Source organism: Amycolatopsis sp. NPDC051106, from assembly GCF_040682775.1.
GTDB lineage: Bacteria > Actinomycetota > Actinomycetes > Mycobacteriales > Pseudonocardiaceae > Amycolatopsis.
In genome coordinates, this window is sequence record NZ_JBFBBQ010000003.1 from 197,183 (window position 1) to 223,417 (window position 26,235).

Here is a 26,235-nt window from a genome sequence, read left to right on the forward strand (position 1 = left end):
CTGCGGTTAGCATCGCCCCATGACCCACCACGAGCCCGTCCCGCCCGACGACAGCTACCTGCGTTCCCTGGTCGAGGCCACCGCCGACGCCGTCGCGGCCGCCGAACCGCTGTCCTCGCCGCACACCGGCGCGGACGAGGCGACGCGGGCCGAAGTGACCGCCGCGGTCGAACGCAGTTCACCCGATCTGGTGGCGTTGAGCCAAGATCTCCACGCCCACCCCGAAGAGGGGTTCGCCGAGCACCGTTCGGTGCGAGCGCTGGCCGGCCTCCTGAAACGCCATGGCCACGAAGCGACCATCGGCGTCGGCGGGCTCGACACCGCGCTGCGCGTCAGCACGCCTGAACGAGACGGCCCGCACATCGCCGTGCTCGCCGAGTACGACGCCCTTCCCGGCCTCGGCCACGCGTGCGGCCACAACATCATCTGCACGACCGCCGCGGGCGGCTTCCTCGGCGCCGCGACCGTGGCCGAGCGGCTCGGCGGCCGCGTCAGCCTGATCGGCACGCCGGCCGAGGAAGGCGGTGGCGGCAAGGAGATCCTCGCCCGCGCCGGGGTGTTCGACGACGTCGACGCGGTGATCATGCTGCACCCGTTCAGCCACGACATCGCGCTGCACCCGTTCCTCGGCCGCCGTCAGCTCGAAATGGTCTTCCACGGCGTCGGCGCGCACGCCTCGGCCCAGCCCTTCATGGGCCGCAACGCGCTCGACGCCGCCGTCGCGGCCTACCAGGGCGTCTCGGCGCTGCGCCAGCAGCTCCCGCAGAGCGACCGCGTCCACGGCGTCTTCACCGACGGCGGCGCCCGGCCGAACGTCATCCCGGCCCGGGCCGCGCTGCTGTTCTACCTGCGCTCCCAGAACCCCGAAACCCTGCGCGACCTCGCCGCCCGCATGACGTCCATCGCGGAGGGCGCGGCGACGATGACCGGCTGCGGCGTCGAGCTGACCTGGGACGCCCAGGCCGCCTACCTGCCGATCCGGTTCAACACCGCGCTCGCCGGGCGGTGGACGGCCAACCAGCTCGGCACCGGCCGCACCCCGCTGCCGCCGGGCATCGTCCCGGAGTCGCTCACGGGATCGACGGACCTGGGCAACCTGTCGTACCGGATGCCCGCGCTGCACCCGATGCTCGCCGTCTCGGGCCCGACGGTCGCGTTGCACACCAAGGAGTTCGCGGCCGCGGCCGGGTCGGAGACGGGCGACGCCGGAGTCCGGGACGGCGCGCTGGGCTTGGCCCTCACCGCCGCCGACTACCTGGGGGACGCCGAGCTGCGGAAGGCGGTCCACGACGAGTTCGAGGCGGCGGGAGGCGCACTGGACGTACCGTCGTTCTTCGCGTGACGCCTGAGGACCGCCTGAGTTTTCTCAGCTGATTCTTCTCAGCAAAGCCTGAGGTATTTCCACAGGCTGCTCACAAGCACGGGCGCGAATCTTGAGTCATGACCGAGAACGAGAGTCGGCCCGGCCCCGCCTCACCCGGTGGGCACCAGCCGCACCAGAGCACCCAGCAGTACGGGCCGTACGCGCAGCAGCAGTACGGCTACCAGCACCAGGCCGCGCCGAACCCTCTGTTCACGCCGCAACCGCCGCCGCAGCAGATGCCCACGGCGCTGAAGGCCAAGCCGCGCAGAGGCGGCCGCGTCGCGATGATCGTCAGCGCGACGGCCCTCGGCGCCGCGCTGGTCGGCGGCGCCGCGATCGTCGGGCTCACCACGAACTCGGCGGACGGCACGACGACGTCGGTGAGCACGCCGGCGGCCACGGGCCAGACGGTCTCGAACCCGGCCTCCGGCGACGTCAGCGGCGTCGCGGCGAAGGTGACGCCGAGCGTGGTGCAGATCAACGTCACCACCGGGCAGGGCGAGGCCATCGGCTCCGGCGTCATCCTCACTTCGGACGGCCGGATCCTGACCAACGCTCACGTCGTCGACGGCGCCCAGAACGTCGTCATCACCACGTCCGACGGCAAGAAGTACCAGGCCAGCGTGGTCGGCGCGGACACCAAGGCCGACATCGCGGTGGTCCAGGCCCAGAACGCCGGCGGCCTGACGGCGGCGACGCTGGGCGACTCGAGCAAGCTGATCGTCGGGCAGGAAGTCATCGCGATCGGCTCGCCGGGCGGGCTGCAGAACACCGTCACCACCGGCATCGTCAGCGCGCTCAACCGGAACCTGTCCGACATCGGGCAGGGCCAGGAGCAGCAGCAGTCGCCGTTCAACCGGACTTCGAACCAGACTCAGGACTCGCCCAGCTACACCGCGATCCAGACGGACGCCGCCATCAACCAGGGCAACTCCGGCGGCGCGCTGGTCGACGCCCAGGGCAACGTCATCGGCATCAACTCGGCGCTCTACAGCCCGACGGCCTCGGCCAACGGCTCGGCCGGCAGCGTCGGGATCGGCTTCGCCATCCCGATCAACGACGCCAAGAAGATCGTCGACCAGATCGTGAACAGTTAGGACGCGGACGGGCCGTGTCGGGGCGGTCCGTTCCACCCGCTTTCGGGGAGCGGGGACAGCGAAGGCCGTTTCGAGAGTCAATCGGGGGCTCTCGAAACGGCCTTCGCGTTGTTTACAGGTCGTAGGTGAGGACCAGGGTGTGGTTCTGCTCGGCGTCCATCTCGATGTTCGCCGTGCCGGAGATCCCGGTCAGCTCGCCCGAGCCCGAGCCGGTGAGGATCTTGAGCGTCAGGCCGGACTCGTCGGCCGAGTGGTGCAGGACGAAGGCGCCCTTGCGGCCGTCGACCGAGACGGCGAGACGCTCGAAGGCGACGTACGCGCGCGAAGTCGCGTTGGACGCCGTCAGCATCTCGACGGTGCTGGTGCCTTCGACCGCTCCGGTGAACGTCTTGGCGATCGCCACCCGGGAGAACTCGGTCCCCGCGGCCTCGTCGGTCGCCTGCGGTGCCCACTCGTCGAGGACGAAAGACGCGGTGGCAGTGCTGGTCATGGCTGGTTTCCCCTGTCTCGAAGGTGAGCCCAGCTTGGCAGCCATACCTGACAGTTCGCGTCAGGTATTCCTCACCGCTTCCGGTTGCCGAACAGCCCACGCGTGATCTCCCGGCCCAGCGCGCTCGCCGCAGACCGCATGAACGACTTCACGGCCGGGTTCTTCATCGCGGACTCGAGGAACCCCGGCTCGTCCTTCTCCTTCTCGGGAACCGGAGGGGCCTCGGCGGGCGGAGCGTCCGGAGCGGGAGCCGGCGGGATCTTCGCGGCCAGCTTCTCGTACGCGGACTCCCGGTCGATCGTCTCGGCGTACTTCGCGTGCAAGTCCGACGAAGCGACCGCGGCGGCGACGGCTTCGGGGCCGATCGAGCCCATCTTCGAGCGCGGCGCCCGCAGCCGCGTCCACGCCACCGGCGTCGGCGCGCCCCGCTCCGACAGCACCGTGACGATCGCCTCGCCGATGCCCAGCGACGTCAACGCCGTGTCGAGCTCGTAGAACTTCGTCTTCGGGTAGGTCTTGACCGTCTTGGCCAGCGCCGCCTGGTCGTCCGGCGTGAACGCCCGCAGGGCGTGCTGGATCCGGGCGCCCAGCTGCGAAAGGACGTTGTTCGGGATGTCCGTGGGCAGCTGCGTGCAGAAGAACACGCCGACACCCTTCGATCGGATAAGCTTCACGGTCTGCTCGATGCGCTCCAGGAACGCCTTCGACGCGTCGTTGAACAGCAGGTGCGCCTCGTCGAAGAAGAAGACGAGTTTCGGCTGCTCGAGATCGCCTTCCTCCGGCAACTCCTCGAACAGCTCGGCCAGCAGCCACATCAGGAACGTCGAGAACAGCGCCGGTTTCGCCTGGAGGTTGTCCAGCTCCAGCAGCGTGATGACGCCCTTGCCGTCGTTCTGCCGCATCAGGTCGTGGACATCGAGCTCCGGCTCGCCGAAGAAGTCCTCGCCGCCCTGGGCCTCCAGGTTGGACAGCGCGCGCAGGATCACCCCGGCCGTCGCCGCCGACACCCCGCCGATGCCCTTGAGGTCTTCCTTGCCTTCGTCGCCGGTGAGGTGCGTGATCACCGACCGGAGGTCCTTCGTGTCCAGCAACGCGAGGCCGCGCTGGTCCGCCCAGTGGAAGATCAGCCCGAGCGTCGACTCCTGCGTCTCGTTGAGCCCGAGCACCTTCGACAGCAGCACCGGCCCGAAGCTCGTGATCGTCGCCCGGATCGGCGAGCCCTTCCCGCCGGTGCCCAGCGACAGGAACTGCACGGGGAACGCCGTGCCGGCCCAGTCGTCACCCAGTTCCTGAGAGCGCTTCGCGACCTTGTCGTTCGCCTCGCCGGCCGCGGCCAGCCCGGACAGGTCGCCCTTCACGTCCGCGAGCACCACCGGCACCCCGGCGGCCGACAGCTGCTCCGCGACGAGCTGCAGCGTCTTCGTCTTGCCCGTCCCGGTCGCGCCCGCCACCAGGCCGTGCCGGTTCAGCGTCGCCAGTGGCAGGCGCACCGCGGCCGTGGCGTCCGCCTTCCCGTCGATCACCACCGCGCCCAGCTCCAGCGCGGCCCCCTCACTCGCATAACCAGCGGCGATCTCGCTCGCCGGCGACTCCTGCCCGGTCACTCGCACCTCCCCGATCGTGTGGCCTGCACCACATCTCGGAGCGTAACGCGCCGTACGCGCAGGTAACGCCCTTCCCGTCCCCGTGTCGGGTTAGGGTCACCGGGTGACCGACCGCCTAGTCTGGATCGACTGCGAAATGACGGGGCTCGACCTCGGCAAGGAAGCGTTGATCGAAATCGCCGCCCTCGTCACCGACGCGGAGCTGAACGTGCTCGGCGAAGGAGTCGACATCGTCATCCACGCCGACGAGGAAAAACTCGCCGGGATGCCCGACGTCGTCCGCGAGATGCACGCCCACTCCGGCCTCACCGAAGAGGTCCGCGCCTCCAGCGTCACCCTCGAAGAAGCCGAACGCCGCGTCCTCGAGTACATCCGCGAGCACGTCCCGGAAGCCGGCACCGCGCCGCTCGCCGGCAACTCGATCGCCACCGACCGCGGCTTCATCGCGCGCGACATGCCGGCGCTCGACGCCCACCTCCACTACCGCCTGGTCGACGTCTCCTCCGTCAAGGAACTCGTCCGCCGCTGGTACCCGCGGATCTACTACGCCAAGCCGGAGAAGGGCCTCGCGCACCGGGCACTGGCGGACATCAAGGAATCCGTCGGCGAGCTCGACTACTACCGGCGCGTCGCCTTCGTCCCGCAGCCCGGCCCGACCAGCGACGAAGCCAAGGCGGCGGCCGCTGAAGTGCAGGAACGGTTGCAGAGGTAACCCCCTGCAATCCGCTTGAAGACACCCGCTACGATTACTGCCATCGAGGTGATCGCACGCGGTTCCCTCGCTGATGGTGGGCGTAGCTCAGCTGGTAGAGCACCTGGTTGTGGTCCAGGAGGTCGCGGGTTCGAAACCCGTCGCTCACCCCAACACCCCGACGTGGTCGGGCCCTCGCGGGCCCTCCCCATGGTCGGGGTTTCGCCTTTTTGTGGGGTCGAACCCCCACACCCCCGCCGGGGGCTCGCCCCCGGACCCCCATCACGCGTCGTTGCGTTGCGCTGTTCGTGGCAACCCTCACGACCGGATGGCTCAGCGTGCGAACGTCCGATCGCCGGTGCACCGTGGGGTGGTGGCACGTTCAGGACCGAAGATCAGGCGGAAGAAGAAGCTGCGGTACGAGGACATCACCGTCGTCGACCGGTCGCTTCTCAAGCGGGCGGTGGGAGCCGCCGCCCTCGGCAACGCCATGGAGTGGTTCGACTTCGGCGTCTACGCCTACATCGCCGACACCATCGCCGAGGTCTTCTTCCCGCCCACGGTCTCCCCCGGAGTCCGGCTGATCGGGACCTTCGGGGCCTTCACCGCCGCCTTCCTCATGCGACCACTCGGCGGGCTCGTCTTCGGGCCGCTCGGCGACCGGATCGGGCGGCAGAAGGTCCTCGCCGTCACCATGATCATGATGGCCATCGGGACCCTGTGCATCGGGCTGATCCCGTCCTACTCGTCCATCGGCGTCTGGTCGCCCATCCTGCTCGTCCTCGCGCGGATGGTGCAGGGGTTCTCCACCGGCGGGGAGTACGGCGGCGCGACGACGTTCATCGCCGAGTACTCCCCCGACAAACGCCGTGGCTTCATGGGTTCCTGGCTCGAGTTCGGCACGCTGTCCGGGTACGTGCTCGGCGCGTCCGTCGTCACCGGCATGAAGGCCTGGGTCCCGCACGAGACGCTGCTCGACTGGGGCTGGCGAATCCCGTTCCTGGTCGCCGGGCCGCTCGGCATCATCGGCCTCTACCTGCGGCTCAAGCTCGAGGAGACGCCCGCGTTCCAGAAGCACGCCGAAGAGGCCGAGAAGCGCGGCCGCTCCGGCGAGCCGTTCTGGAAGATGTTCACCGACTACTGGCCCGCGCTGCTCATCTGCGTCGGCCTGGTGCTCGTGTTCAACGTCACCGACTACATGCTCCTGTCGTACATGCCGACGTACCTGTCCGAGCAGCTGCACCTCGACGCCACCCACGGCCTGCTGCTGATCATCGTCGTCATGGTCGTGATGATGCTGATCATCCTGGTCGGCGGCCGGATCACCGACCAGGTCGGCCGCAAGCCCGTGATGATGGCCGGCTGCGTCGGTTTCGTCGTGCTCTCCTGGCCGCTGATGCTGCTGGTGCACGACGGCGGCCTGATCCTGACGTTCCTCGGGCTCATGGGCCTCGGCCTGCTGCTGCTCTGCTTCGAGGTCTCGATGCCCGCGGCGCTGCCGGCGCTGTTCCCGACCGCGATCCGCTACGGCGCGCTGTCCATCGCGTTCAACATCTCCGTGTCGCTCTTCGGCGGGACGACGCCGCTGGTCATGCAGGCGCTGATTTCGTCCACCGGCCATGACTTCTGGCCGGCCTGGTACATGATGGCCGCCGGCGCGGTGGGTGCCGTCGCGGTCTACTTCAGCCGCGAGACGGCGAACAAGCCGCTCTGGGGCTCCGGTCCCGCGGTGGCGACCGAAGCCGAGGCGCGGGAGCTCGTCCGCGACTCGGCGAAGGGCTAGACCGTCTCCAGCAGGAGCCCGGTCAGCTCGGCGGGCATGGTGATCATGCAGTCGTGCCCGGTCGGCAGCTCGCGCACCGGCTCACCCGCCGGGACCGGCCGCCGGGTGATGCCCGCCGGACGTTGTCCGCCCACGCAGTGGATGTGCGTGCGCGGGATCGCCTTCGCCGCCGGGTTGTCCAGCCGCACCGGCTCCGTGAGGCAGCGCACCGGCTGGTCGGACAGCATCGAGCGCAGCCAGGCGGCGTCGTCGGGATCGGTGACCCCGAACAGGCCCATCGGCGGCATCTCCGGCAGCGGCGGCACCCGCCAGCCGTCCACCGCGGCGTCGATGAGCTGCTTGGTGATGGGCATGACGTCGGCTGCGGTTTCGCCGTCTTCGGGCACCATCGCGTCCAGGAACACCAGGCGGGCGATCCGTTCCGGGACGGCGTTGGCGACGCCCGAGATGACCATCCCGGCGTAGCTGTGCCCGACGAGCACGACGTCGCGCTCGTCCTCGAGCAGGCGGACGACGTCGTCGACGTGGGTGCTGAGCCCGACCTCCGGGCTCAGCAGGTGGGCCTGGTCGCCGTAGCCGGTCAGGGACGGCGCGAGCACCCGGTGTCCGGCGGATTCCAGGCGCGGGACCACCCGATCCCAGCAGCGTCCGCTGTGCCAAGCGCCGTGGACCAGCAGGAATGTTGACATGCACGCCTCGGTTCTCTTCGGTTCCTCGGTACCATTCGGTAACCGGAACCATCGTGATCCACTCGACGCGCACCGGGCAATACGGCACTAAATGGTGCCCCGGTTCTCAGGAGGTAACCGTGCAGGACCCCTGCCAGGCCCGCGAAGTCCTCGGCATCGTCGGGGACAAGTGGGCGCTGCTGGTCGTGCGGATGCTCAAGGACGGGCCGCGGCGCTTCACCGAGCTCAAGCGGAGCATCGAGGGGATCAGCCAGCGCATGCTCACCGTGACCCTGCGCGACCTCGAGCGCGACGGGATAGTGACGCGCACGGTCCACGCCGTCATGCCGCCGCACGTCAGCTACGAGCTGACCACGATGGGCCGGACCCTGCGCGAGGCCACCGCGCCGCTGATCGAGTGGAGCATCACGCACCTGCCGCTGATCGCGGCGGCGCGCGAGGAGTACGACGACCGCTAGTTCGCGGCGGTCCGCCACTCGTCCCAGGACAGCTGCCAGACGCTCCAGCCGTCGGTCGGCTCGAGCTTCGGGCCGCCGCTGTTCTGGACCGTGACGACGTCACCCTTTTTCGACGTGTCCATCAGCCACTTCGTGTTGTCGGTGGACAGGTTGAGGCAGCCGTGGCTGACGTTGCTGTGCCCCTGCTGCCGCACCGACCACGGCGCGGAGTGGTAGAAGATGCCGCTGTAGGACAGGCGAACCGCGTACTGAACGAAGGTGCTGTAGCCACCCGGCGAGTCCTCGGGCACGCCGTACGTGGCGGAGTTCATCGTGTACCCGTTGTGCTCGCTCATGACGGTGTAGGTGCCGGCCGGGGTGGTGTGGCCGGGCTTGCCCATGGAGGTCGGCATGGTCTTGACCTCCTTGTCGTTGATGGTGACCGTCATCTGGTGGGTCTGACCGTCGGCGACCGCGACGAGCTTGTCTCCGACCGTGCCGGTGATCTTCTTGTCCTCGCGGCCGTAGCTGCCCTTGCCGAGCGCCTTGCCGTAGACGGCGGCGTCGACCTTGATCTTGGTGCCACTCTTCCAGTAGTCCTTCGGCCGCCAGGTCACCTGCTTGTCGCCGGACCAGCGGAAGGCACCCTCGGTGGCGGGCTCGGCGGTGACCTTGAGCGCCTTCTCGGCGGCGGCCTTGTCCGCGACGCTGCCGGTGAAGGTGAAGATCAGCGGCAGCCCGACGCCGACGGTCTCGCCCTCGTCGAGGTTGACGGAGACACCGAGCTGCCGCGCGGGCCTGACGGTGCTGAAGCTCGACGTGGCGCTGACCGGCTTGCCGTCCGAGCCGGTCGCGGCGGCGGTCAGCGTGTAGGTCTTGTTGTAACCGAGCGGCTCGACGGAGTCCCACCCGGAGCCGTCGGCGCGCGCCTTCCCGGCGACGACCTTGCCGTCGGCCCCGGTCAGCTTGACGTCCCCGACCTTCCCGTCGGCGACGACGACGCTCACGGGCTCACCGGGCGCGACGTCCTTGGCATCCTTCGCAGGGCTCAGCGTGAGCACGGCGGGCTTCGCCACGGGCTTGGGAGCGCTCGAGGACACCGTCTCCTTCGGCGGTTCACTCGAAGGGTTACTGCTACAGCCGGCGACCGTGAGGCCGATCACCCCAGCGGCCACGAGCAGCCGCACCCCCGCACTCGTCATGCCCACCTGCCTGTTTAGCCGTCGATGTCCGACTACAGTGTGCCCGACCAGCCCCGACACCGGGGCGGCAACACCGCAACTCGCTAACGGGACCCCCCTGAAACAGGCCCCGGAACCGGGTGCTAATGTTTTCCACGTCGCCGAGGGAAACCTCCGGCAGACACCGGCGCCATTAGCTCAATTGGCAGAGCAGCTGGCTCTTAACCAGCGGGTTCGGGGTTCGAGTCCCTGATGGCGCACACCCACTCCCCAGGTTGAAGTTCTCTTCAACCTGGGGTTTTGTGTTATCCGGAATCACTTTGTCCACTTCCTCACTGTCCTTTGTGGTCTCCTGCGAGCCCGAGGGGAGCCCGAGAGCGCAATCCGGGTGCAAACCCTCCGCGGGATCGCCCCGGCCGGCTTGATCAGCCGGGCGAACTCGTCAGCCACGTCCGCGGGATGCAGAGGACTGCCATCGGGCTCGGTGAAGAGCAAGCAGTGCTCCACCCAGTCGTCGCCGAGGCAGGCCTTGGCTCGTCCTGACGGGCCAGGTGGGCACGCAGCACCAAGACCGTGTTCGGGTCGAGGGCGACGATGCCCTCCGACGAGGGTGTCTTGGGCTTGCTCTGCCAGACATCGCCGCGTTGAGCGGTGCGTTCGCGGCAGCCGACTGGCGTGCTTGCAGGACTAGGGCACCAGGCTTGCCGCGGCGTCGAGGAAGGCGTCGATCAGGGGTGACCGGCGCGTCGTGAGCCAAGCCAGGCAAACCTGGTTCGGGCCGATGTCCTCGACCGGGATGCCGATGACGTCCGGGCGGGAGTAGAACGTCGCCGTCGACAACGGGATGACGCTGATTCCCGCTCCGGCCGCCACCAGTTCCAGTTTCTCTTCGACACTGTGGATGCGCGGGACCTCGGGGCGGTCCGGCTTGCGCAATTCGAGCGCGATGTCCCGCCACTCCGGGACGGCGTCGGGGTCCTGCAGCAGGTGCTCGTCGGCGAGTTCGGTGACCGACACGGACTCCTTCCCGGCCAGCCGGTGCCCGGCGGGCACCACCACGACGCGGGGTTCGGTGAACAGCGGCCGCACGGTCAGCCCGCGCTGGTCGATCGGCAGCCGGACGATGCTGACGTCCACGCGGCCGTCGTGGACGACCTCCACCTGGTCGTGCCAGCTCGTGCGCAGCAACCGGACGCCGACGTCCGGCCGCTGCCGGGCCAGCACCCGCACCGCCGGGGTGACCACGATGCCCGGCATGAACCCGATCGTGAGCACTGCCTTCGCCTCCGCTGCGGCCGTGACCCTCCGGTGCACGGCTTCGGCCGCCGCCAGCAGGTCCCGGGCGTCGGCCAGGAGCTGTTCACCAGCCGCGGTGAGGACCGTGGTCCGGCGGTCGCGGACGAACAGGAGCGTCTTCAGCTCGTCCTCGAGGGCGCGAATCTGGCGCGACAACGCCGGCTGGGCGATGTGCAGCTGCGCGGCGGCCCGCCCGAAGTGCAGCTCTTCGGCCACCGCGACGAAGTACCGCAGCTTCCGCAAGTCGAAGTCCACGTCGGCGCACCTCCCGCTCTCGTCACCCATCATCGCAGGTCGTTGATGCCGTCAGGGCATCACAGCGCACGAAACGGGTCTTGGACGCACAGCGGGTGCCCGGGCCACCGTGGAGGAGGAACGGATTCCGGTTGAAGGGACAGCGATGAAGATTTTCCTCACGGGCGGCTCGGGCTACATCGGCCGCGCGACGATCGGCGAACTGGTGCGGCTCGGGCACACCGTCGAGGCGCTCGCGCGCAACGAGCGTGCCGAGGCGGCCGTGGTCGCCGCCGGGGCGACGGCCGTCCGCGGTGGCCTGACCGACCTCGGCGTGCTCAACCACGCGGCCTCGCGGGCGGAGGCCGTGATCCACCTCGCGCAGGCCACGACCGGTGAGGAGGACCTGGCGGCCGCCACCGCGATGCAGGACGGCGTCGGCGGCGGCACCTACGTGCACACCGGTGGCAGCTGGGTCTACGGCGACAGCGACGGAGTGCAGGACGAGACGGCCGCGTGGAACCCGCCGGCCGTCGTGGCGTGGCGCCGGGCCGTCGAGGACGCGGTGCTGGCCCGGGCGGCCGGCGGCGGGAGGCCGGTCATCGTGCAGCCCGGCCTGCTCTACGGCGGCGACAACCGCCTGATCGACATCTTCTTCGTCCAGCCCGGCAAGGAAAGCGGGGCGATCCCGTACATCGGCGACGGCGGCAACCACTGGGCACTGATCCACCTCGACGACCTCGCCCGGCTCTACGCGGCGGCGCTGTCGGCTCCGGCGGGCTCGGTGTACCTCGGCGTGGGCGAGGTCCACCCGACCGCCAAGGAGGTCGCCGAGGCGTGCGCCCGCGCCGCCGGGCTCGACGGGAAGACCGTCTCCCTCACCCTCGAGCAGGCCCGCGAGCAGATGGGCCCGATCGCCGACGCCTTCGCCCTCGACCAGCAGCTCACCTCGGCCAAAGCGCAGCGGGAGCTGGGCTGGACGCCCGTGCACACCGACCCGCTGAACGAGCTCGCCGCAGAATGAACCGGGAACCGGGAATGGACCGCGGGGCGGTGCTGTGGTCCGAAGAGGAGCGTGCCAGCGGGGCACGGCCGCTGCTGGTGATGCTGCACGGCTGGAGCTACGACGAGACGCATCTGCACCGGCTGATCACGCCGCACTTGCCGGACGAGGTCGTGGTCGCCTCGGTGCGGGCGCGGATCCCGGAAGCCGGTGGGTATGCGTGGTTTCCCAGCGCCGGCAACCCGATCGGTGATCCGCGGCCGGCGGTGGCGAACGCGGCGGCGCTGGACGTGCTCTCGTGGCTGGAGAAGATCGAGGCGCCGTCGATCGGGCTGCTCGGCTTTTCCCAGGGCGGCGCCATGGCCCACCAGCTCATGCGGTTGGCGCCGCACCGGTTCGCCTACTGCGTGAACCTGGCCGGGTTCGTGGCGCGGGACGAGCAGCCCGGCGACGAGGCGCTGAGCGTCACCCGTCCGCCCGTCTACTGGGGACGCGGGCGGGAAGACCGGGTCATCCCGCCCGGCGCGCTCGTGCGCACCGAACGGTGGCTCGCTCGCCACGCCACCGCCGAGGTCCACGTGTATCCCGGGCTGGGCCACGACGTCCGCGGCCGGGAGATCGACGACGTAGCCGGCTTTGTCGGCGAGCAGGTCCGCCAGCGGGTTTTCGAGGAGGAATGATGCGTCACGACATCGAATTCGATGCCGAAGGAGCGTTGCTGCGAGGCTGGTTCTACGAGGCCGAGGGGGCCGCCGGACCGGCGCCGTGTGTCGTGATGGCCCACGGCTGGAGTTCCACGAGGCGCATGTACCTCGATCGGTTCGCGGAGGTGTTCGCCGCGGCCGGGCTGGCCGTGCTGGTGTACGACAACCGCGGCTGGGGTGATTCCGAGGCGGCGCCGGGGCAGCCGCGGCACGAGATCGACCCGTGGGTTCAGGTCGGCGACTACCGGCACGCCATCACCTACGCCCAGAACCGGTCCGAAGTGGACCCCGACCGCATCGGTGTGTGGGGGACGAGTTTTTCGGGTGCGCACGCCTACGTCGTCGCGGCGATGGACCGGCGGGTCAAGGCCGTGGTCACGCAGGCGCCGTTCGTCAGTGGCCGCGCGACCTACGCGAACCTGGCGCGGGTGGACAACCAGGTCGTCGGCCCGGACGTGTTCACGGCCGACCGCCGGGCTCGCGCGCGGGGCGAGGCAGCCGCGACCATCCCGGTCGTCGGGACCGACCCGGGCCGGCTGGTCGGGCTGCCGACGCGGGACTCCCACGAGTGGTTCACCCACGCGCGGGCCGAGCTCGATCCGGCGTGGCCCAACGAGGTCACGCTGCGCAGCCTGGACAACTACTACTGCTACGAGCCGGCGAAGTACCTGCCGGAGGTCACGCCGACGCCGCTGTTGATGATCGTCGGCAGCGAGGACGGCCTGACCGGCGGCAACCTCGCCGCCGTCGCCTACTCCAGCGCGGCGGAACCGAAGGACGTCGTTTTCCTGCCGGGTGGTCATTTCGACGCCTACACGGGTCGGGGTTTTGCCGTGGCCTCGCAGGCGGCGCGCGACTGGTTCGTGCGGCACCTGCTGACTTCGCTATTCGCGGACGATCACGGCTGACTGGAGGCGGAGGGCGTCCTGTCCCGGGCGGGTGCGACGCCCGGCGAAGTCCGCAGGATCGAGATGACGCTCGACCCCACGGCACACCGGTTCGACGCCGGGCACCGCACCCGGCCGCAGCTCTCGGGCGGCGTGTTCCCGCGGTTCGCCCGCAACCCGCCCGTCGAACATCGTTCTGCCCGTGGTGCAGTAGCCGGCGGTCAGTCGCGGAGGAAGTCCAGCGCCTGCCGGACGAACAGCTCGTGGTGCTGGAAGAGCGCGCCGTGGCCGGAGTCGGGGTAGATGCTCAGCCGGGCGTTCGGCAGCGCTCGGGCGAGGGTGAACGAGCTGATCGTCGGGATCATGACGTCGTTGTCCCCGTTGACCACCAAGACGGGCTGCGAGACGTTCGCGAGGCCGGCCGGTGTGCTGCTGCGCTCCCACTTGGCCAGCGCGGTGACCTGGGCACCGATGGTCTCGTCGGTGGCCGCGGGGACGCGGTCGGCAGTGCGCTCCCCGAGGCGGCCGAGGAACGCGTCGGCGGCCGCTTGACTGGTCGCCGTCGGTGAGAAGAACAGGAAGTGCTTCGGGTGCTTGCCGGCGGCGGTCGCCTTCTCGATCGCTTCCTGCAGCACAGGGAGGACGTTCGCCGGTCCGGCGTCGCCCGCGGGGGACGTACCGGCCAGGATCAGGCGGCGGACGAGGTCCGGCTCCTGCTGGACGACCGCCTGCGCGACCATGCCGCCGAGGGAGAAGCCCAGCAGGTCGACGGTCACCAGGCCGAGCGCGCGGATGAAGGCGATGGCGTCCGCGGCCATCGCTTCGACGCTGTCGGGTGTGCTGCCGCCGGTGGCGCCGACGCCGCGCAGGTCGACCAGGACGACCCGGCGCTCCGCGGCCAGGCCGTCGACCACGGCGGGGTCCCAGTCGTCGAGAACGGCCGTGAAGTGGTGCAGCAGGACGATCGGAACATCCGATCCGGTGCCGATTTCCCGGTAGGCGAAAGCGGTTCCGTCGACGTCCACCGTGCGGGTGGGGGCTTCGTTGTGGCTCGTGGACATGGGGGTGTCTCGTTTCTCTTCACGATCCGAGGAGCGATCCGCCATAGAATAACGATCGCTATATAACGATCGGTATCGTATGGTGGCGCCAGCGCGAAGGCAAGGGCGGAAGGCGAGGACCCGGCGTGCGGTACCCGAAGGACCACAAGAAGACGGCGCGCGCCGCGATCCTGGCCGCGGCGGCTCGCCCGCTGAAGGAGAAAGGTTTCGGAGGCGTCGGCGTCGACGGCCTCGCGGCAGCCGCGGACGTGACGTCCGGAGCCATCTACTCGAACTTCGGCAGCAAGGAGGCGTTCCTCGAGCAGGTGGTGGCCGAGCAGCTCGGGGCCGAGTTCGCGGTGATCGATGACCCGGACCCGGCTGAGCGGCGTCGCCGCCTCGCCGAGTTCCTGCACTTCTACCTGAGCGACGAGCACTGCGCGGCCGTGGCAGACGGATGCCTCGTGCCGGCGCTCACCGCGGACGTCTCCCGCGCGAACGACGCGGTCCGGGAAGCCTATGAGCGTCGCATGGCGGCCCTGGTCGAGCTGCTCACCCCGGCCATGCCCGGATCCCCGGCGGAACAGGCCGAGGCCGCGTGGGCTCTGGTGGCTTCGGTCGTGGGCGCCGTGACGATCGCCCGCGCGCTCCCCTCGGGCGAACGCAGCCGGGCGATCCGCGCGGCCACGCTTCGCAGCGTCACGGCTGCCCTCGGCGGTGCCTCGGTCGCCGGCTGACCGCCGGCATCAGCTTGCCGCGGGGCGGATCCCGTCGAGCACGATCCTGATGGCGCGCTCGCGCTGCGCGTCGTCGACGTAGATCCCGGCGGTCACCGCGAACACCAGGCGCATGACGTCGTCGGCGTCGACATCGGCACGCACCGCCCCGGTTCGCTGCGCCAGCTCGAACAGCGGGTCGGCGACGCCGTAGATCGCTTCCCGGCTGGGCAGGTACGCCGGGGACTCGCGGGTGAGGACCGCGGTGAGCACGTGCTTGGTGGCCAAGTGCGTGACGAACCTTCTCAACCAATCCGACAGCGCCGCCCACGGGTCCGCGTGGTCGAGCCCGCGCCCGTACCGGACGAGTTCGTCGACGGAGGTCAGGTAGACGTACTCCATCAAGTCCGTGCGGGTCGGGAAGTTGCGGTAGAGCGTGGCGATGCCGACACCGGCACGCCGGGCGATCTCCTCCATGGGTACGTCCGCGCCGAGGTCCGTGTACGCCTCGGTCGCGGCGGTGACCAGGGCGTCGAAGTTGCGCCGGGCGTCGGCGCGGTGCGGGCGGCGTTCGGCGAGCAGCTCGGCGAGCGTCAACCGGGATACCTCCACCTCTTGTAAGTGATAACTGGACTCCGTTAAAGTGAGAAGTCGACTATCACTCTATCAGGAGGTCCGGATGACTTCGAGAGTCCTCACCATCGGCGGTGACCTGCGGGTCGGCCGGATCGGTTTCGGCGCCATGCAGCTGACCGGGAAGCAGGTCTGGGGCGAGTACGCCGACCGCGACGGCGGCATCGCCGTGCTGCGCGCGGCCGTCGACGCCGGCGTCACGTTCATCGACACCGCCGACGTCTACGGGCCGCACACCAACGAAGTCCTCATCCGCGACGCGCTCCACCCCTACCCCGACGGCCTGGTCATCGCGACCAAGGGCGGCTTCGTGCGCGGCGGCTTCGACTACGCCACCCTCGGCGCCGTCGGCCACCCGAACTACCTGCGGCAAAGCGCCCACCTGAGCGCGCGCAGGCTGGGTGTGGACACGATCGACCTGTACTACCTGCACAGCGGCCGCGCCACGGACGTGCCGTTCCAGGACCAGGTCGCCACCCTCGCGGCGTTGCAGGAGGAAGGGCTGATCCGGCACGTCGGACTGTCCAATGTGACCCTCGAACAGTACCGGGCCGCCCAGCAAATCGTGGAGATCGCGGCGGTCACAGCCCATTTCAACGCCAGTGCGCGCACCGGCGCGGACCTGCTTCGGGCAGCTGAGAACAGCGGTGCGGTCTTCTCACCCTGGCACCCGGTCACGCTCACCGAAGGCCCGGACACGGACAAGGTCACGGCGGTGATCGAGCCGATCGCCGCCCGGCACGGGGTGACGGCCCGGCAGATCGCGCTGGCGTGGTTGCTGCACCGTTCGCCGGTGATGCTGCCGATCCCCGGCACCACCAGCGTCTCGCACCTGAAGGACAACCTTGCGGCAGCGGAAATCGAGCTGTCCGGCGAGGACGTCGCGGCGATCACCGAGCTCGCCACGGAGGCGTGAGCCATGCGACCCGCACACCGCCGAACCTGGTCCGCCGCGGTGGGAGTGGCGAGCGTTGCGCTGCTGGCCGCCGCGGTACCGGCGACCGCGTCAGCGCACGACGGGCCCGGCGTCACCATCACCACCGTGTCCAACCCACGGCCGGACCTGGTCAGCGGCCCGGACGTGCTGATCCGGTTGACCGCACCCGGCTCGGTCGTCCTGCGGGCCGACGGGCACCCGGTGGAGGGCCTGACGCGACAGGCGGACGGGAGCTTCCTCGGGCTCGTGCGCGGGCTCCGACCCGGACTGCACCACCTCGTCGCGGAATCCGGTCGTCGTCAGGCCGCGGTGACGGTGATCGACCACGCCGCCTCGGGCCCGGTGTTCTCGGGACCCCAGCAGCAGCCCTTCTATTGCGAGACCACCGCGTTCGGCCTCGCCCCGGCCGCCGGCCCGTCATGTGCCGCACCGACCGTGGTCAGCTACCAGTACCGGAGCACCGGCGGTGCCTTCCGGGCACTGACCGACCCGGACGACCGACCCGCCGACCTGGCCACCGCCAAGGTCGACGGCCACGCCGTGCCCTACGTCGTCCGGGTCGAAACCGGCACGATCGACCGCGCCGTCTACCGGACGGCCGCGCTGTACGACGGGCATGAGCCGTCCCCGCTGCGGCCGGACACGAGCTGGAACCGGAGGCTGGTCTACTCCTTCGGCGGCGGCTGCAACGGCGGGCACCACCAGGGCAGCAGTACCGGAGACGTCCTCGACGACCTGTTCCTGTCGCAGGGGTACGCGGTCGCCTCCTCCAGCCTCAACGTCCTGGAGAACAACTGCTCCACGATCATCTCGGCCGAGGCGGCGATGATGGTCAAGGAACACTTCATCACCACCTACGGACCGGTGGCGCACACGATCGGCTGGGGCGGATCCGGCGGATCGATCCAGCAGTACGACATCGCCGACGCCTACCCCGGCATCCTGGACGGCATCATCCCCGGCTTCTCCTTCCCCGATCCCTTCACGGTGCTCGACGTCGCCGGAGACTGCCGGTTGCTCAACCGGTACTTCGCGAAGCCCGGCGTCGCGTTCACCGCCGCCGAACGGCAGGCGGTGGCCGGGTTCCTCGACTACGACAGCTGCACCTCCTGGGACAACAGCTACGCCGGCCGGCTCACCGCGGCCGGCAGCTGCAACCACGGGATCGCCACCGACGACGACACCGCGATCCCGGCACCGGCGATCTACGACCCCGTCACCAACCCCGGCGGCGTCAAGTGCAGCGTCGCCGAACAGTACGCCAACCAGTTCGGCCGCGACGCGAAAACCGGTTTCGTCCGCGGCCTCGCCGACAACACGGGTGTCCAATACGGACTGACCGCACTGGAACAGGGCCGGATCAGCCCCGCGCAGTTCACCGCGCTCAACGCGGGCATCGGCGGGTACGACGCAGCCGGCACACCGGTTGCCGAGCGCAGCGCAGCCGACCCCCAAGCGGCCCACGCGGCCTACCGCGACGACATCGTGCCCAGCGGCGGCAACGGCCTGCGCACGACACCGATCATCGACCAGCGGGTCCACCTCGACACGGCCGGGCCGCTGCTGGACATCCACACCAGCGAGTGGTCGTTCGTCATGCGCGCGCGACTGGAGAAGGCCAACCAGACCGCAGCCAACCAAGTGATCATCGAGAACCAGTACACGCCCGACCAGCTCGCGGCGGCCAACGCCTACGAACTGGCGGCGATGGACCGGTGGCTGACCGCCATCGAGGCGGACCACTCCCCGCACAGCCGCCAGGCCAAGGTGATCGCGAACAAGCCGCCCGGCCTGACCGACGGCTGTTACCTCTCGGCGGCCGAACGCCTCGGGCAACCGCTGACCTACCCGGCCACCGGCCGGTGCGGCACCGGCTACCCGACCGGGGCCAACCCCCGGCTCCAAGCAGGCGGGCCGCTCACCGAAGACGTCGCCGCCTGCGCCCGCAAACCCCTCGATTTCGGCGACTACCCGGTGTCGTTCACCCGCACCGAACGCGCTGAGCTGCGCGCTGCCTTCCCCAGCGGTGTGTGTGACTACGGCAAACCGGGAATCGGACAGCACGGAACGGCAGGCACGTGGCTCCGGTACGACAGCCGGCCTGGCGAGAAGTGAGCCTGGGCGCTTCTCACACGGGCGCGGGCAGAGTGCCGAGAACGGCCTGCGCTCGACGCGTCAAGTCGAGGAGCGCACGGTCGTGGCCGGGTGCGCCGTCGAACTCGATGCCGATCGGGAGCCCGTTTCCGGTCAGCCCGAGGGGAATGCTGATGCCGGGCAAGCCTGCTCCACTGGCGGGAACGGTGTTCTTCGCGAGGAACAGGTCCCTGACCTCTTCACCCGCGACCGTGAACTTCGCCTGCCGGTCGATCAGCGGAGCGGGGCAGGGCGTCGTCGGGAGGATCAGCGCGTCGAATCCCTGCCGGGTGAACACTTCTCCGAACCTGCGCTGGAGTTCCGGGCGATCGATCGACAGCGTCGCCTCGTAGTCCGCTTGCGCCAAGAAGCCTGCTCCGGTCGGCAGGACCAGGTGGCTCCACACCTCCCTCAGTTCCGGCTTGAGGTCGTCATAGATCTGCTCGAAGGAAACCTGAAAACCGTTGTCGCGCAGGAACTTCGACACCGCGTCTCTCGTCTCGCGGAAGAAGACGTTCCACGTCGTCCGGTCCGCCAGTGCGGAGAAGTCGTCGCCGAGGTCGATTTCGGCGACTTCCGCACCCGCGTCCCGCAGCCGCCGAAGTGCTTTCCTGAACGAGGATTCCGTTTCCGGGTCGACCAGCTCGAGGTACTGCCTGGGCGCATAGGCGAACCGCGCTCCCTTCAGATCGGAACGATCCGAGGGAGGCGGACCCGTCTCCTTCGTGACGATCCGATCGATCAGCGCGCAGTCTTCGACGTCGCGAGCCAGGAGGCCTGTCGTGTCGAGCGTGTGCGAGATCGGCGCGACGCCACGGCCCGGCCAGCGGCCCGTGGTCGGCTTGAAGCCCACAACGCCGCACAGCGACGCGGGCACCCGGATCGAACCGACCGTGTCCCCGCCGAACGCGGCGGGCACGATCCGGGCCGACACAGCCGCTGCGGAGCCACTCGAAGACCCGCCCGGCACACGATCGGGGGCGTAAGGGTTCTTCACCTGGCCGTAGCGCCGGTTGCTTCCGGTCAACCCGAACGACATTTCGACGAGGTTGTTCTTGCCGAAGACGATTCCGCCGGCGTCCTTGACCGCGCTGACCACGGCGGCATCGTCGGCCGGCTCGAAATCTGCGAGGGTCTCCACGCCCAACGTCGTGCGCAGTCCGCGCGTCGTGTAGCTGTCTTTTACGCCGAGCGGGACCCCGAGGAGCGGAGCGACGGAACCGGTGGCGCGTGCCTTGTCGGCGTCACCGGCCGCGGCCAGCACGGCGGCGTCGTCGATCGTGATGAACGAGTTCAGGTCAGCGTTTTCCCGAGCGCGGCGGAGAAGCGCGGAAGTGTAGGACTCGGAGGTGATGTCGCCGTCACGGATCGCGGCGGCTGCCGCGGCGACACCGAGGTCGGCCAGGTTGTCGTCTGCCATGAGTACCTCGCTAGTCCTGGTGAACGGTGAGAGCGGCGGGCACCGGGACGTCCAGCACTCGCAGGAGGTTGAGGACCTTGTGGTCCAGTTCGAGGCCGACGGACGTGATGTCCGGGTCGCCGAAGCTGGCGAAGCGGCTGCTGGGCCGGTCGATGGAGAATCGCGTGACGCCGTGCCGGTCTTCGTGGATCGTCGTGCGCAGGGGCGCGTAGAGCATCACGGCCGGGTCGTGCCGGTACATGCGTTCGGCGATGGTGTGGTTTCCCATCAGGTAGGTGGCACAGGACCCGTGATGGCCCGCGAGGCGCATGAGATCCCCGACATCCGTGCTCCAGAACCGCAGGAACCCGTGCGGCGCGCTCTCCGCGGCGTCGGCCAGCACGGCGTCCCAGCTCGCGTGCTCGGCGCGCAGCCGCGTCATCCGCTCGAGGTCCACCGCCGGCACGGCGGCCTCATAGCGCGCCCGGAAGTCGTCGAAGGGCGCCTGGGTGTCGATCGACCACCGGACCACCTCGTGGCGAATCTCGGCAAAGTGCTGCATGGGTCGTTCTCCTCTCGTCAAGTACAACGATCGCTGTACTTGAACGTAGCAGGCGCCTCCGCAGAAGTAAAACGATCGATATACTTGCGCCATGGAGACGACTGAAGCGACGGCCGGCGCCACCCGAGGTGGCCGTGGAGCGCGCGAGCGCATCCTGCGCGCGGCGGTCGAGTTGTTCGCGAGCGAAGGCATCCACGCCACCGGCGTCGCCAAGCTGGCCGACGTGGCGCACGTGTCGACGCGGACCCTCTACCAGCACTTCCCCAGCAAGGAAGCGCTGGTCGGCGCCTATTTGCAGCGCATCGAGTCCGACGGGGCGATCCTCGGCGAGACCGTTCTGGAGCGCCGTGACCTCGGCGCGCGGGAGCGTCTCCTGCGCTTGTTCGCCGAACGCCCGGCCGGCTCGCCTTCGGCAAAAGTGGTGCGCGGCTGCCCGCTGCACAACGCCGCCGTCGAGTCGGCGGGGACGCTGGCCGAAGCTTCGGCGGCGGTCGAGCGGCACAAGCGGCAGTTCGCCGTGCGCCTGGTCGAAACCGCCGCCGAAGCAGGCGCTCCCCAGCCCGAAGCCCTGGGTCGGCAGCTTGCGGTGCTGTTCGAGGGCGCTCGCGCACTGTCCACCTCGCTCAACGACATGGGACCGCTTGACGACGCCGAAGAGCTGGCGAAGACGCTCATCGGGAGCGCGACCGGACTCACCTGAGCGAGGCAGTGGACGTCGCCCACAGAATGGCTCGCAAAACAGGCTGACGGCCTGCTCGACACCGGTCCGCCGGCGGTCGCGGATGGTGGTGGCGCGTCCCGGCCACCGTCAGGAAGTGAATTCGGCTGTGATCCCGCCGATGTTCGCGAACTCAGCGTGAACCGACATTCCTTCGGTCACCGAAATGGACGCGTGGAGCGCGCCGGAAAGCACGAGATCACCCGGCTGCAGGGAAACTCCGAACTCGGCCAGCTTGTTGGCAAGCCAGACCAGCCCGCGAATCGGGTTCCCCAGCACGGCAGCTCCGGCTGCCGTTGACACGATCTCGCCGTTGACAGTGAGGATCATTCCGATGGTGCGGAGATCGATTTCCGCGATCGGCGTCACGACTTCACCGCGAACAACCTTCGCGCAAGATGCGTTGTCGGCGATCGTGTCGGTCAAGCCGATCTTCCACGCGCTGATGCGGCTGTCGATCACCTCGATCACCGGAAGCGCGCCCACGATCGCTTCGAGCGCGTCGGCTTCCGTAACGCCTGGTCCGTGCAGTTCGCGTGCCATGATGAAAGCCACTTCCGCCTCGACCCGCGGCTGGATCAGACCGGATACCGGGATCGGTTGGCCGTCGTCTACGAGCATGTCGGCGAAAAGGACCCCGTAGTCGGGTTCGTCGACGCCGAGTTGTTCCTGCATGGCCACGGAGGTCAGGCCGACCTTGTGACCGACAATGACACCGCCATCCCGCAGGCGGCGAGAGACGTTCAGCTGCTGGATCCGGTAGGAGTCCGCGACACTCAGCCCCGGGACTTGCTCCGACAACGGTGGGATGGTGCAGCGGGTCAGCTCCGCATTGTGAAGTTGCGCTGCCAGGCCCTCGAGGCTCGGAGGCTCCTCCCGCTGTGCTGAGACTCCACGCGGCGATTCGATCGGCTCATCCTGGGTGGCAGATTCTGCTGCTTGGCCGGTGTCGACGCTGATGGTCTTCAACTCACCGAGCACGGACATCGCCTTGTGCCGAACGGACTGGTGCAGGTCGTCGGCGAGATACTCGTTCCTGCCTTGCAAATCGTCGAACGTAAGGACGGCAGCATGGGTGAACGGGTCGGACGACTCCGGAAAAGCTCGATTCTCGCTGATCGAGAAGTCCTTGACGGCGGGGATGGTGGCGAAACTCCGGATACCCTCCAGGACCTCCTCCACCTCCGCTCGCGGCGAGTCCTTCCGGAACCAGAAGAACAGCAGGTGGTGAATCACTACGTACTCCTTGCCTGGGTTGATCGGCCGAGGACGACGGGCCACCTCACGACCGGGCCCCCTGCGGCGCGGGAGCCGCGGAGTCGAAACTGGCGCCCAACCCGACGCTGGCGCCTCCGTCGACCGGGGTCACCGTGCCGGTCACGAACCTCGAGCCCGGTGAGACCAGCGTGGCGACGAGGTCCGCGAACTCGCGGGGTGCGCCGACGCGTCCCAGCGGCGCCGTGCTCCCCAGCCGCTCCTTGGACAGCTCGGGCTGACGCTCGATGGTCTTGGCGAGCAGCGACGTGTCGAAGTAGCCGGCCAGCAGCGTGTTGACGCTGATGTTCTGCGCACCGACCTCGAGTGCGAGGGTCTGCGCGTAGCCGATCACCGCCGACCACACCGTCGTCGGCGCGGCCATGCCGACCGCGGGACGCCGGGCGACCGCCGACACGACGTTGAGGATGCTGCCGCCCTCGGCCGTCATGTGCGGCAGCGTGGCCCGCACGGACCTGACGACGTAGAAGAAGTGCCGTTCGAAGGCCTGCAGCCAGACCTCGTCGGTGAGCTCGGAGATCCGCCGGATCGGCGGTCCGCCGTCGTTGGTTACCAGCACGTGGACGGCGTCCCCGAACCGCTCCAGCGTCGAGGCGGTCACCCTCTCCAGCTCCGCGGCGCTCGAGCAGTCGGCGGCCAGGCCGAGGACCCGCTCCTCGCCGAACCTCTCGGCGAGCTGCCTCTCCGCTGCGGCGACCTTCTCCGCGCGCCGTGCGAAGAAGGCGACGTGGGCGCCCTCGGCCAGGAGGCGCTCGGCGATCGCGAAGCCGAGCCCGTCGCTACCGCCACCGACGATGGCGACCTTGCCGGTCAGTCCCAGGTCCATCACGCCACCCCGATCTCGGCGAGGAAGGCCTCGGCATTGCCCGTGAAGACGTCGTCGAGGACGTCAGCGGGATAGCCCAGCTCGCGCCACTCGGCGACCAGCCGCTCGTGGCTGAGCATCGGGTAGTCGGCGCCGAAGAAGACCCGCTTGCGCAGCCGCTTCCCGATCTCGCGCTTGAGCTCGTCGGGGAAGTAGCGCGGGGACCAACCGTGGAGCTCCATCCAGACGTTCCCCTTGTGCAGAGCCGTCGCGATCATCTCCGACTGCCAGGGCCAGGCCACCCGGCCCGCGATCACGTTGAGGTCCGGGTGGCGCGCGGCCACCCGATCGACGTACCGCGGGTGGCTGCCCTCCAGGGTGATGCCCATGCCGCCGCGGGTGCCGGCGCCGGTCGCCGACATCCCGACGTGCACCAGGACGGGACGGCCGGCCTCGCGGCACAGGTTCAGGCAGGCCTCCCAGCCCGGCTCGTCCGGCGTGCCGGCCGGTGTGAACGGGTGCACCGCCAGTCCGATCAGCCCGGGTCCGTCGCCGAGGCAGCGCTCCAGCTCCTTGACGTGGGCCGGCTGCGTGGGATCGATGCCGATCCAGTGGCCGAGGACGACGTCGGGGTGCCGGCGCGCGAAGTCGAAGGCGTAGTCGTGCTGCTCCCGGACGGCGCCGACCTCCAACGTGTAGGTGAAGGCGAAGTCCAGCATCACCCGGGCGTTCGCCGTACGGAACTGCTCGGCTTGCTCCTCGTCGCTGACGAAGCTCATGCCCCACTTGAAGTAGCCCCGCAGCGCTTCGCGGTCCGCCGCGGTCTCATACGGACTGCCTCGCCACCCTCGTTCGGTGCCCCAGTGGGAGTGGAAGTCGATCAGGCGGGGGGTCGTGTCTGTGCTCAACGTTGAGAGCGCCTTTCCTCGATGCTGCGGGTCTGAAGGGTCTGCGGCTCTGATGGGTCAGTGGACGTTGCGCGCCGAGTCGCGCCAATAGGGAGCCCGCAGTGACTTCTTGTCGACCTTCCCGACAGCCGTCTGGGGCAGCGAGTCGACGACCACGACCTCCTTGGGCGCGTACATCGATCCCTTGACCTGCTTGACGAAGGCCCGGAGCGCGGGCCCGTCGATCTCCTGCCCCGAGCGGGCCACCACGAACGCGGTGACGACCTCGCCCCACCGCTCGTCGGGTACGCCGATGACCGCGGCCGAGCTCACCGACGGATGGCCGGTCAGGACCGCCTCGACCTCGCTGGCGTAGATGTTGAAGCCGCCGGAGATGATCATGTCCTTCTTGCGGTCCACGATGTAGAGCAGGCCCTCGTCGTCCTGGCGAGCGAGGTCGCCGGTGTGGAGCCAGCCGTCCTTGAGTGCCTCGTCGGTCTGTTCGGGCAGGTTCCGGTAGCCGAGCATGACGCCGCGGTTGCGCATGACGATCTCGCCGACCTCGCCGACGGGCACGTCGTGACCGTCGTCGTCGACCAGCCGGATGCGGTTGCCGAGAACCGGCCGGCCGCAGGACCTGAGCCGCTCGAGGTCGGCGGTCTCGTGAGCGGCCTTGGGCAGCACGGTCCCGAGGCCGGTCGACTCGGTCTGGCCGTAGAGCTGGGAGAAGACCGGTCCGATGCGCTCGCGCGCCTCGGCCAGTCGCACCGGCGACATCGGCCCGGTGGCGTACCAGATCACCTCGAGGCTCGACAGGTCCCTGGTCTCCGGCCGGGCGTGGTCGAGCAGCGCGTAGATCATCGTCGGTATCCCGATGAGGCAGTTGATGCGCTCCGCCTCGATCACGTCGAGGAAGCGGCCGGGCTCGAAGCCCTGCTCGACGACGACCGTCCCACCGCCCAGCAGGGTCGGGACGACGCTGAGCACGGAGGCGTGGGTGAGCGGCGCCGCGGCCAGGTAGCGCGGCAGGTGCGGCTGCTCGAAGTCCACCAGGTGCGAGAGCGCCGTCTGCACCATCGCCCGGTGCGGCAGCATCACGCCCTTGGGCCGACCGGTCGTGCCGCCGGTGTACTGCAGCCACGCGATGTCGGACTCGGTGGCCGGCCCGGCATCGAGCGCTCGTGCGGCGTAGGACTCGCCCTCGGGCAGGCCCCCGCCGGTCGGCACCACCAGGAGGTGGCGCACCGAGTCGACCTGGTCCAGGACCTGCCGGCCGTGCTCCTCGAGAGACGCCGACACCACGAGCACGGCTGCCTCCGCGTCCTCGCAGACCACGATGTGGTCCTGCACCGAGGCCAGGGCCTGGAGTCCCGTGAAGCGCCCTCCGAGGAGGTACGTCGCAGCCTGCACAATCCAGGACTCGGGCGTGTTCTGGCTGAGCATGGTGACGCCCACCCCCAGGCCGACGCCGCGCCGGCCGAGCGCACCCATGTACTGCGAAACCAGGTCGCGCACCTGGGCGTAGGTCAGTCGCCGGTCGCCCGCGACGAACGCCTCCGACGAGCTGTGCCGCGTCAGCGACCGGACGATGAGGTCGCTCAGCGTCGCACCGGCCGAGGCCGCCGACGCCGGCGAGGAGCTCTGGGTGGTGGCGGAGGAAGTCACCCGTCC

Annotated in this window: 26 protein-coding genes and 2 tRNA genes; 15 read left to right on the forward strand and 13 right to left on the reverse strand. The window is 69.5% G+C overall.

Annotation, left to right across the window (positions count from 1 at the left end; genetic code table 11):
* The first annotated feature begins 19 nt into the window (after positions 1-19).
* Together AB0M83_RS04185 and AB0M83_RS04190 are read left to right on the forward strand one after the other, a co-directional pair.
* The gene (locus AB0M83_RS04185; protein WP_364512200.1) at positions 20-1,342 is read left to right on the forward strand and encodes a M20 family metallopeptidase; all 1,323 of its coding nucleotides are present in this window, start codon (positions 20-22) and stop codon (positions 1,340-1,342) included.
* 98 nt (positions 1,343-1,440) lie between these two features.
* Positions 1,441-2,460 (forward strand): trypsin-like peptidase domain-containing protein, encoded by a 1,020-nt coding sequence (locus tag AB0M83_RS04190; RefSeq protein ID WP_364512203.1) that lies wholly within the window; start codon positions 1,441-1,443, stop codon positions 2,458-2,460.
* 112 nt (positions 2,461-2,572) lie between these two features.
* On the opposite strand, the gene AB0M83_RS04195 is transcribed toward AB0M83_RS04190, so the two are convergent.
* Together AB0M83_RS04195 and AB0M83_RS04200 are read right to left on the reverse strand one after the other, a co-directional pair.
* Entirely contained in the window at positions 2,573-2,950 is a 378-nt protein-coding gene (locus AB0M83_RS04195; RefSeq protein ID WP_364512206.1) for a DUF3224 domain-containing protein, read from the reverse strand.
* A 71-nt stretch (positions 2,951-3,021) separates the two neighbouring features.
* Entirely contained in the window at positions 3,022-4,554 is a 1,533-nt protein-coding gene (locus AB0M83_RS04200) for a helicase HerA-like domain-containing protein (RefSeq protein WP_364512209.1), read from the reverse strand.
* Positions 4,555-4,657: 103 nt separating this feature from the next.
* Between AB0M83_RS04200 and orn the strand changes: the two genes are divergently transcribed.
* The 3 genes from orn to proP all read left to right on the forward strand — a co-directional run bounded on the left by orn (position 4,658) and on the right by proP (position 7,028).
* A complete protein-coding gene (orn, locus tag AB0M83_RS04205; protein ID WP_364512212.1) occupies positions 4,658-5,266 on the forward strand; it encodes an oligoribonuclease in 609 nt (202 codons plus the stop codon).
* 76 nt (positions 5,267-5,342) lie between these two features.
* Positions 5,343-5,418 (forward strand) — tRNA-His (locus tag AB0M83_RS04210).
* Positions 5,419-5,573: 155 nt separating this feature from the next.
* Positions 5,574-7,028, forward strand: coding sequence for a glycine betaine/L-proline transporter ProP (gene proP / locus AB0M83_RS04215; protein ID WP_364512215.1), 1,455 nt, complete (start codon positions 5,574-5,576; stop codon positions 7,026-7,028).
* On the opposite strand, the gene AB0M83_RS04220 is transcribed toward proP, so the two are convergent.
* Positions 7,025-7,717 (reverse strand): alpha/beta fold hydrolase, encoded by a 693-nt coding sequence (locus AB0M83_RS04220; protein ID WP_364512217.1) that lies wholly within the window; start codon positions 7,715-7,717, stop codon positions 7,025-7,027. The genes proP and AB0M83_RS04220 overlap by 4 nt on opposite strands.
* A 119-nt stretch (positions 7,718-7,836) precedes the next feature.
* On the opposite strand from AB0M83_RS04220, the gene AB0M83_RS04225 reads away from it, so the two are divergent.
* Positions 7,837-8,175 carry a helix-turn-helix domain-containing protein gene (locus AB0M83_RS04225; protein WP_364512220.1) on the forward strand — a complete coding sequence of 113 codons (339 nt, stop codon included), beginning with the start codon at positions 7,837-7,839 and terminating at the stop codon, positions 8,173-8,175.
* Here the strand turns inward: AB0M83_RS04225 and AB0M83_RS04230 are convergent.
* On the reverse strand, positions 8,172-9,356 hold the full coding sequence (locus AB0M83_RS04230; RefSeq protein ID WP_364512223.1) for an Ig-like domain-containing protein: 1,185 nt from the start codon (positions 9,354-9,356) through the stop codon (positions 8,172-8,174). The two genes, AB0M83_RS04225 and AB0M83_RS04230, sit on opposite strands and share 4 nt — an antisense overlap.
* A 166-nt stretch (positions 9,357-9,522) precedes the next feature.
* On the opposite strand from AB0M83_RS04230, the gene AB0M83_RS04235 reads away from it, so the two are divergent.
* Positions 9,523-9,595: transfer RNA gene (locus AB0M83_RS04235), tRNA-Lys, on the forward strand.
* Between the two features lie 427 nt (positions 9,596-10,022).
* Here the strand turns inward: AB0M83_RS04235 and AB0M83_RS04240 are convergent.
* Positions 10,023-10,886, reverse strand: coding sequence for a LysR substrate-binding domain-containing protein (locus AB0M83_RS04240; RefSeq protein ID WP_364512226.1), 864 nt, complete (start codon positions 10,884-10,886; stop codon positions 10,023-10,025).
* Between the two features lie 145 nt (positions 10,887-11,031).
* Between AB0M83_RS04240 and AB0M83_RS04245 the strand changes: the two genes are divergently transcribed.
* Genes AB0M83_RS04245 through AB0M83_RS04260 form a run of 4 tightly spaced genes read left to right on the forward strand, consistent with a single transcriptional unit; the run spans position 11,032 to position 13,762 of the window.
* A complete protein-coding gene (locus tag AB0M83_RS04245) occupies positions 11,032-11,889 on the forward strand; it encodes an NAD-dependent epimerase/dehydratase family protein (RefSeq protein WP_364512229.1) in 858 nt (285 codons plus the stop codon).
* Positions 11,886-12,548 (forward strand): dienelactone hydrolase family protein, encoded by a 663-nt coding sequence (locus tag AB0M83_RS04250; protein WP_364512230.1) that lies wholly within the window; start codon positions 11,886-11,888, stop codon positions 12,546-12,548. Before AB0M83_RS04245 ends, AB0M83_RS04250 begins: the two co-directional genes overlap by 4 nt.
* Positions 12,548-13,480, forward strand: a complete 933-nt coding sequence (locus tag AB0M83_RS04255) for an alpha/beta fold hydrolase (protein WP_364512233.1) — start codon at positions 12,548-12,550, stop codon at positions 13,478-13,480. The genes AB0M83_RS04250 and AB0M83_RS04255 overlap by 1 nt, the downstream gene beginning before the upstream one ends.
* Positions 13,481-13,762, forward strand: a complete 282-nt coding sequence (locus AB0M83_RS04260) for a CocE/NonD family hydrolase C-terminal non-catalytic domain-containing protein (RefSeq protein ID WP_364512369.1) — start codon at positions 13,481-13,483, stop codon at positions 13,760-13,762.
* Here the strand turns inward: AB0M83_RS04260 and AB0M83_RS04265 are convergent.
* The gene (locus tag AB0M83_RS04265; RefSeq protein ID WP_364512235.1) at positions 13,681-14,520 is read right to left on the reverse strand and encodes an alpha/beta hydrolase; all 840 of its coding nucleotides are present in this window, start codon (positions 14,518-14,520) and stop codon (positions 13,681-13,683) included. The genes AB0M83_RS04260 and AB0M83_RS04265 overlap by 82 nt on opposite strands.
* Positions 14,521-14,645: 125 nt before the next feature.
* Between AB0M83_RS04265 and AB0M83_RS04270 the strand changes: the two genes are divergently transcribed.
* Positions 14,646-15,236 carry a TetR/AcrR family transcriptional regulator gene (locus tag AB0M83_RS04270; protein WP_364512238.1) on the forward strand — a complete coding sequence of 197 codons (591 nt, stop codon included), beginning with the start codon at positions 14,646-14,648 and terminating at the stop codon, positions 15,234-15,236.
* A 9-nt stretch (positions 15,237-15,245) separates the two neighbouring features.
* Here the strand turns inward: AB0M83_RS04270 and AB0M83_RS04275 are convergent, their stop codons facing one another.
* Entirely contained in the window at positions 15,246-15,812 is a 567-nt protein-coding gene (locus tag AB0M83_RS04275; RefSeq protein WP_364512241.1) for a helix-turn-helix domain-containing protein, read from the reverse strand.
* An 82-nt stretch (positions 15,813-15,894) separates the two neighbouring features.
* Between AB0M83_RS04275 and AB0M83_RS04280 the strand changes: the two genes are divergently transcribed.
* Both AB0M83_RS04280 and AB0M83_RS04285 read left to right on the forward strand, forming a co-directional pair.
* Entirely contained in the window at positions 15,895-16,764 is an 870-nt protein-coding gene (locus AB0M83_RS04280) for an aldo/keto reductase (RefSeq protein WP_364512244.1), read from the forward strand.
* Between the two features lie 3 nt (positions 16,765-16,767).
* The gene (locus AB0M83_RS04285) at positions 16,768-18,900 is read left to right on the forward strand and encodes a DUF6351 family protein (RefSeq protein ID WP_364512247.1); all 2,133 of its coding nucleotides are present in this window, start codon (positions 16,768-16,770) and stop codon (positions 18,898-18,900) included.
* Between the two features lie 13 nt (positions 18,901-18,913).
* Here the strand turns inward: AB0M83_RS04285 and AB0M83_RS04290 are convergent, their stop codons facing one another.
* Positions 18,914-20,338 carry an amidase family protein gene (locus tag AB0M83_RS04290; RefSeq protein ID WP_364512250.1) on the reverse strand — a complete coding sequence of 475 codons (1,425 nt, stop codon included), beginning with the start codon at positions 20,336-20,338 and terminating at the stop codon, positions 18,914-18,916.
* 10 nt (positions 20,339-20,348) lie between these two features.
* Complete coding sequence (locus AB0M83_RS04295; RefSeq protein ID WP_364512253.1) at positions 20,349-20,879, reverse strand: DUF302 domain-containing protein; 531 nt, start codon at positions 20,877-20,879, stop codon at positions 20,349-20,351.
* Positions 20,880-20,970: 91 nt separating this feature from the next.
* On the opposite strand from AB0M83_RS04295, the gene AB0M83_RS04300 reads away from it, so the two are divergent.
* Positions 20,971-21,579 (forward strand): TetR/AcrR family transcriptional regulator, encoded by a 609-nt coding sequence (locus AB0M83_RS04300; protein WP_364512255.1) that lies wholly within the window; start codon positions 20,971-20,973, stop codon positions 21,577-21,579.
* A gap of 108 nt (positions 21,580-21,687) precedes the next feature.
* On the opposite strand, the gene AB0M83_RS04305 is transcribed toward AB0M83_RS04300, so the two are convergent.
* From AB0M83_RS04305 to AB0M83_RS04320, 4 genes are read right to left on the reverse strand one after another with little or no spacing between them, the layout of a single operon-like run.
* Entirely contained in the window at positions 21,688-22,833 is a 1,146-nt protein-coding gene (locus AB0M83_RS04305) for a Dabb family protein (RefSeq protein ID WP_364512258.1), read from the reverse strand.
* A gap of 46 nt (positions 22,834-22,879) precedes the next feature.
* Positions 22,880-23,698 (reverse strand): SDR family oxidoreductase, encoded by an 819-nt coding sequence (locus AB0M83_RS04310; RefSeq protein WP_364512260.1) that lies wholly within the window; start codon positions 23,696-23,698, stop codon positions 22,880-22,882.
* Positions 23,698-24,585 carry an amidohydrolase family protein gene (locus tag AB0M83_RS04315; protein WP_364512263.1) on the reverse strand — a complete coding sequence of 296 codons (888 nt, stop codon included), beginning with the start codon at positions 24,583-24,585 and terminating at the stop codon, positions 23,698-23,700. The genes AB0M83_RS04310 and AB0M83_RS04315 overlap by 1 nt, the downstream gene beginning before the upstream one ends.
* A 57-nt stretch (positions 24,586-24,642) precedes the next feature.
* Positions 24,643-26,229, reverse strand: coding sequence for an AMP-binding protein (locus AB0M83_RS04320; RefSeq protein WP_364512266.1), 1,587 nt, complete (start codon positions 26,227-26,229; stop codon positions 24,643-24,645).
* Between the last annotated feature and the right edge of the window lie 6 nt (positions 26,230-26,235).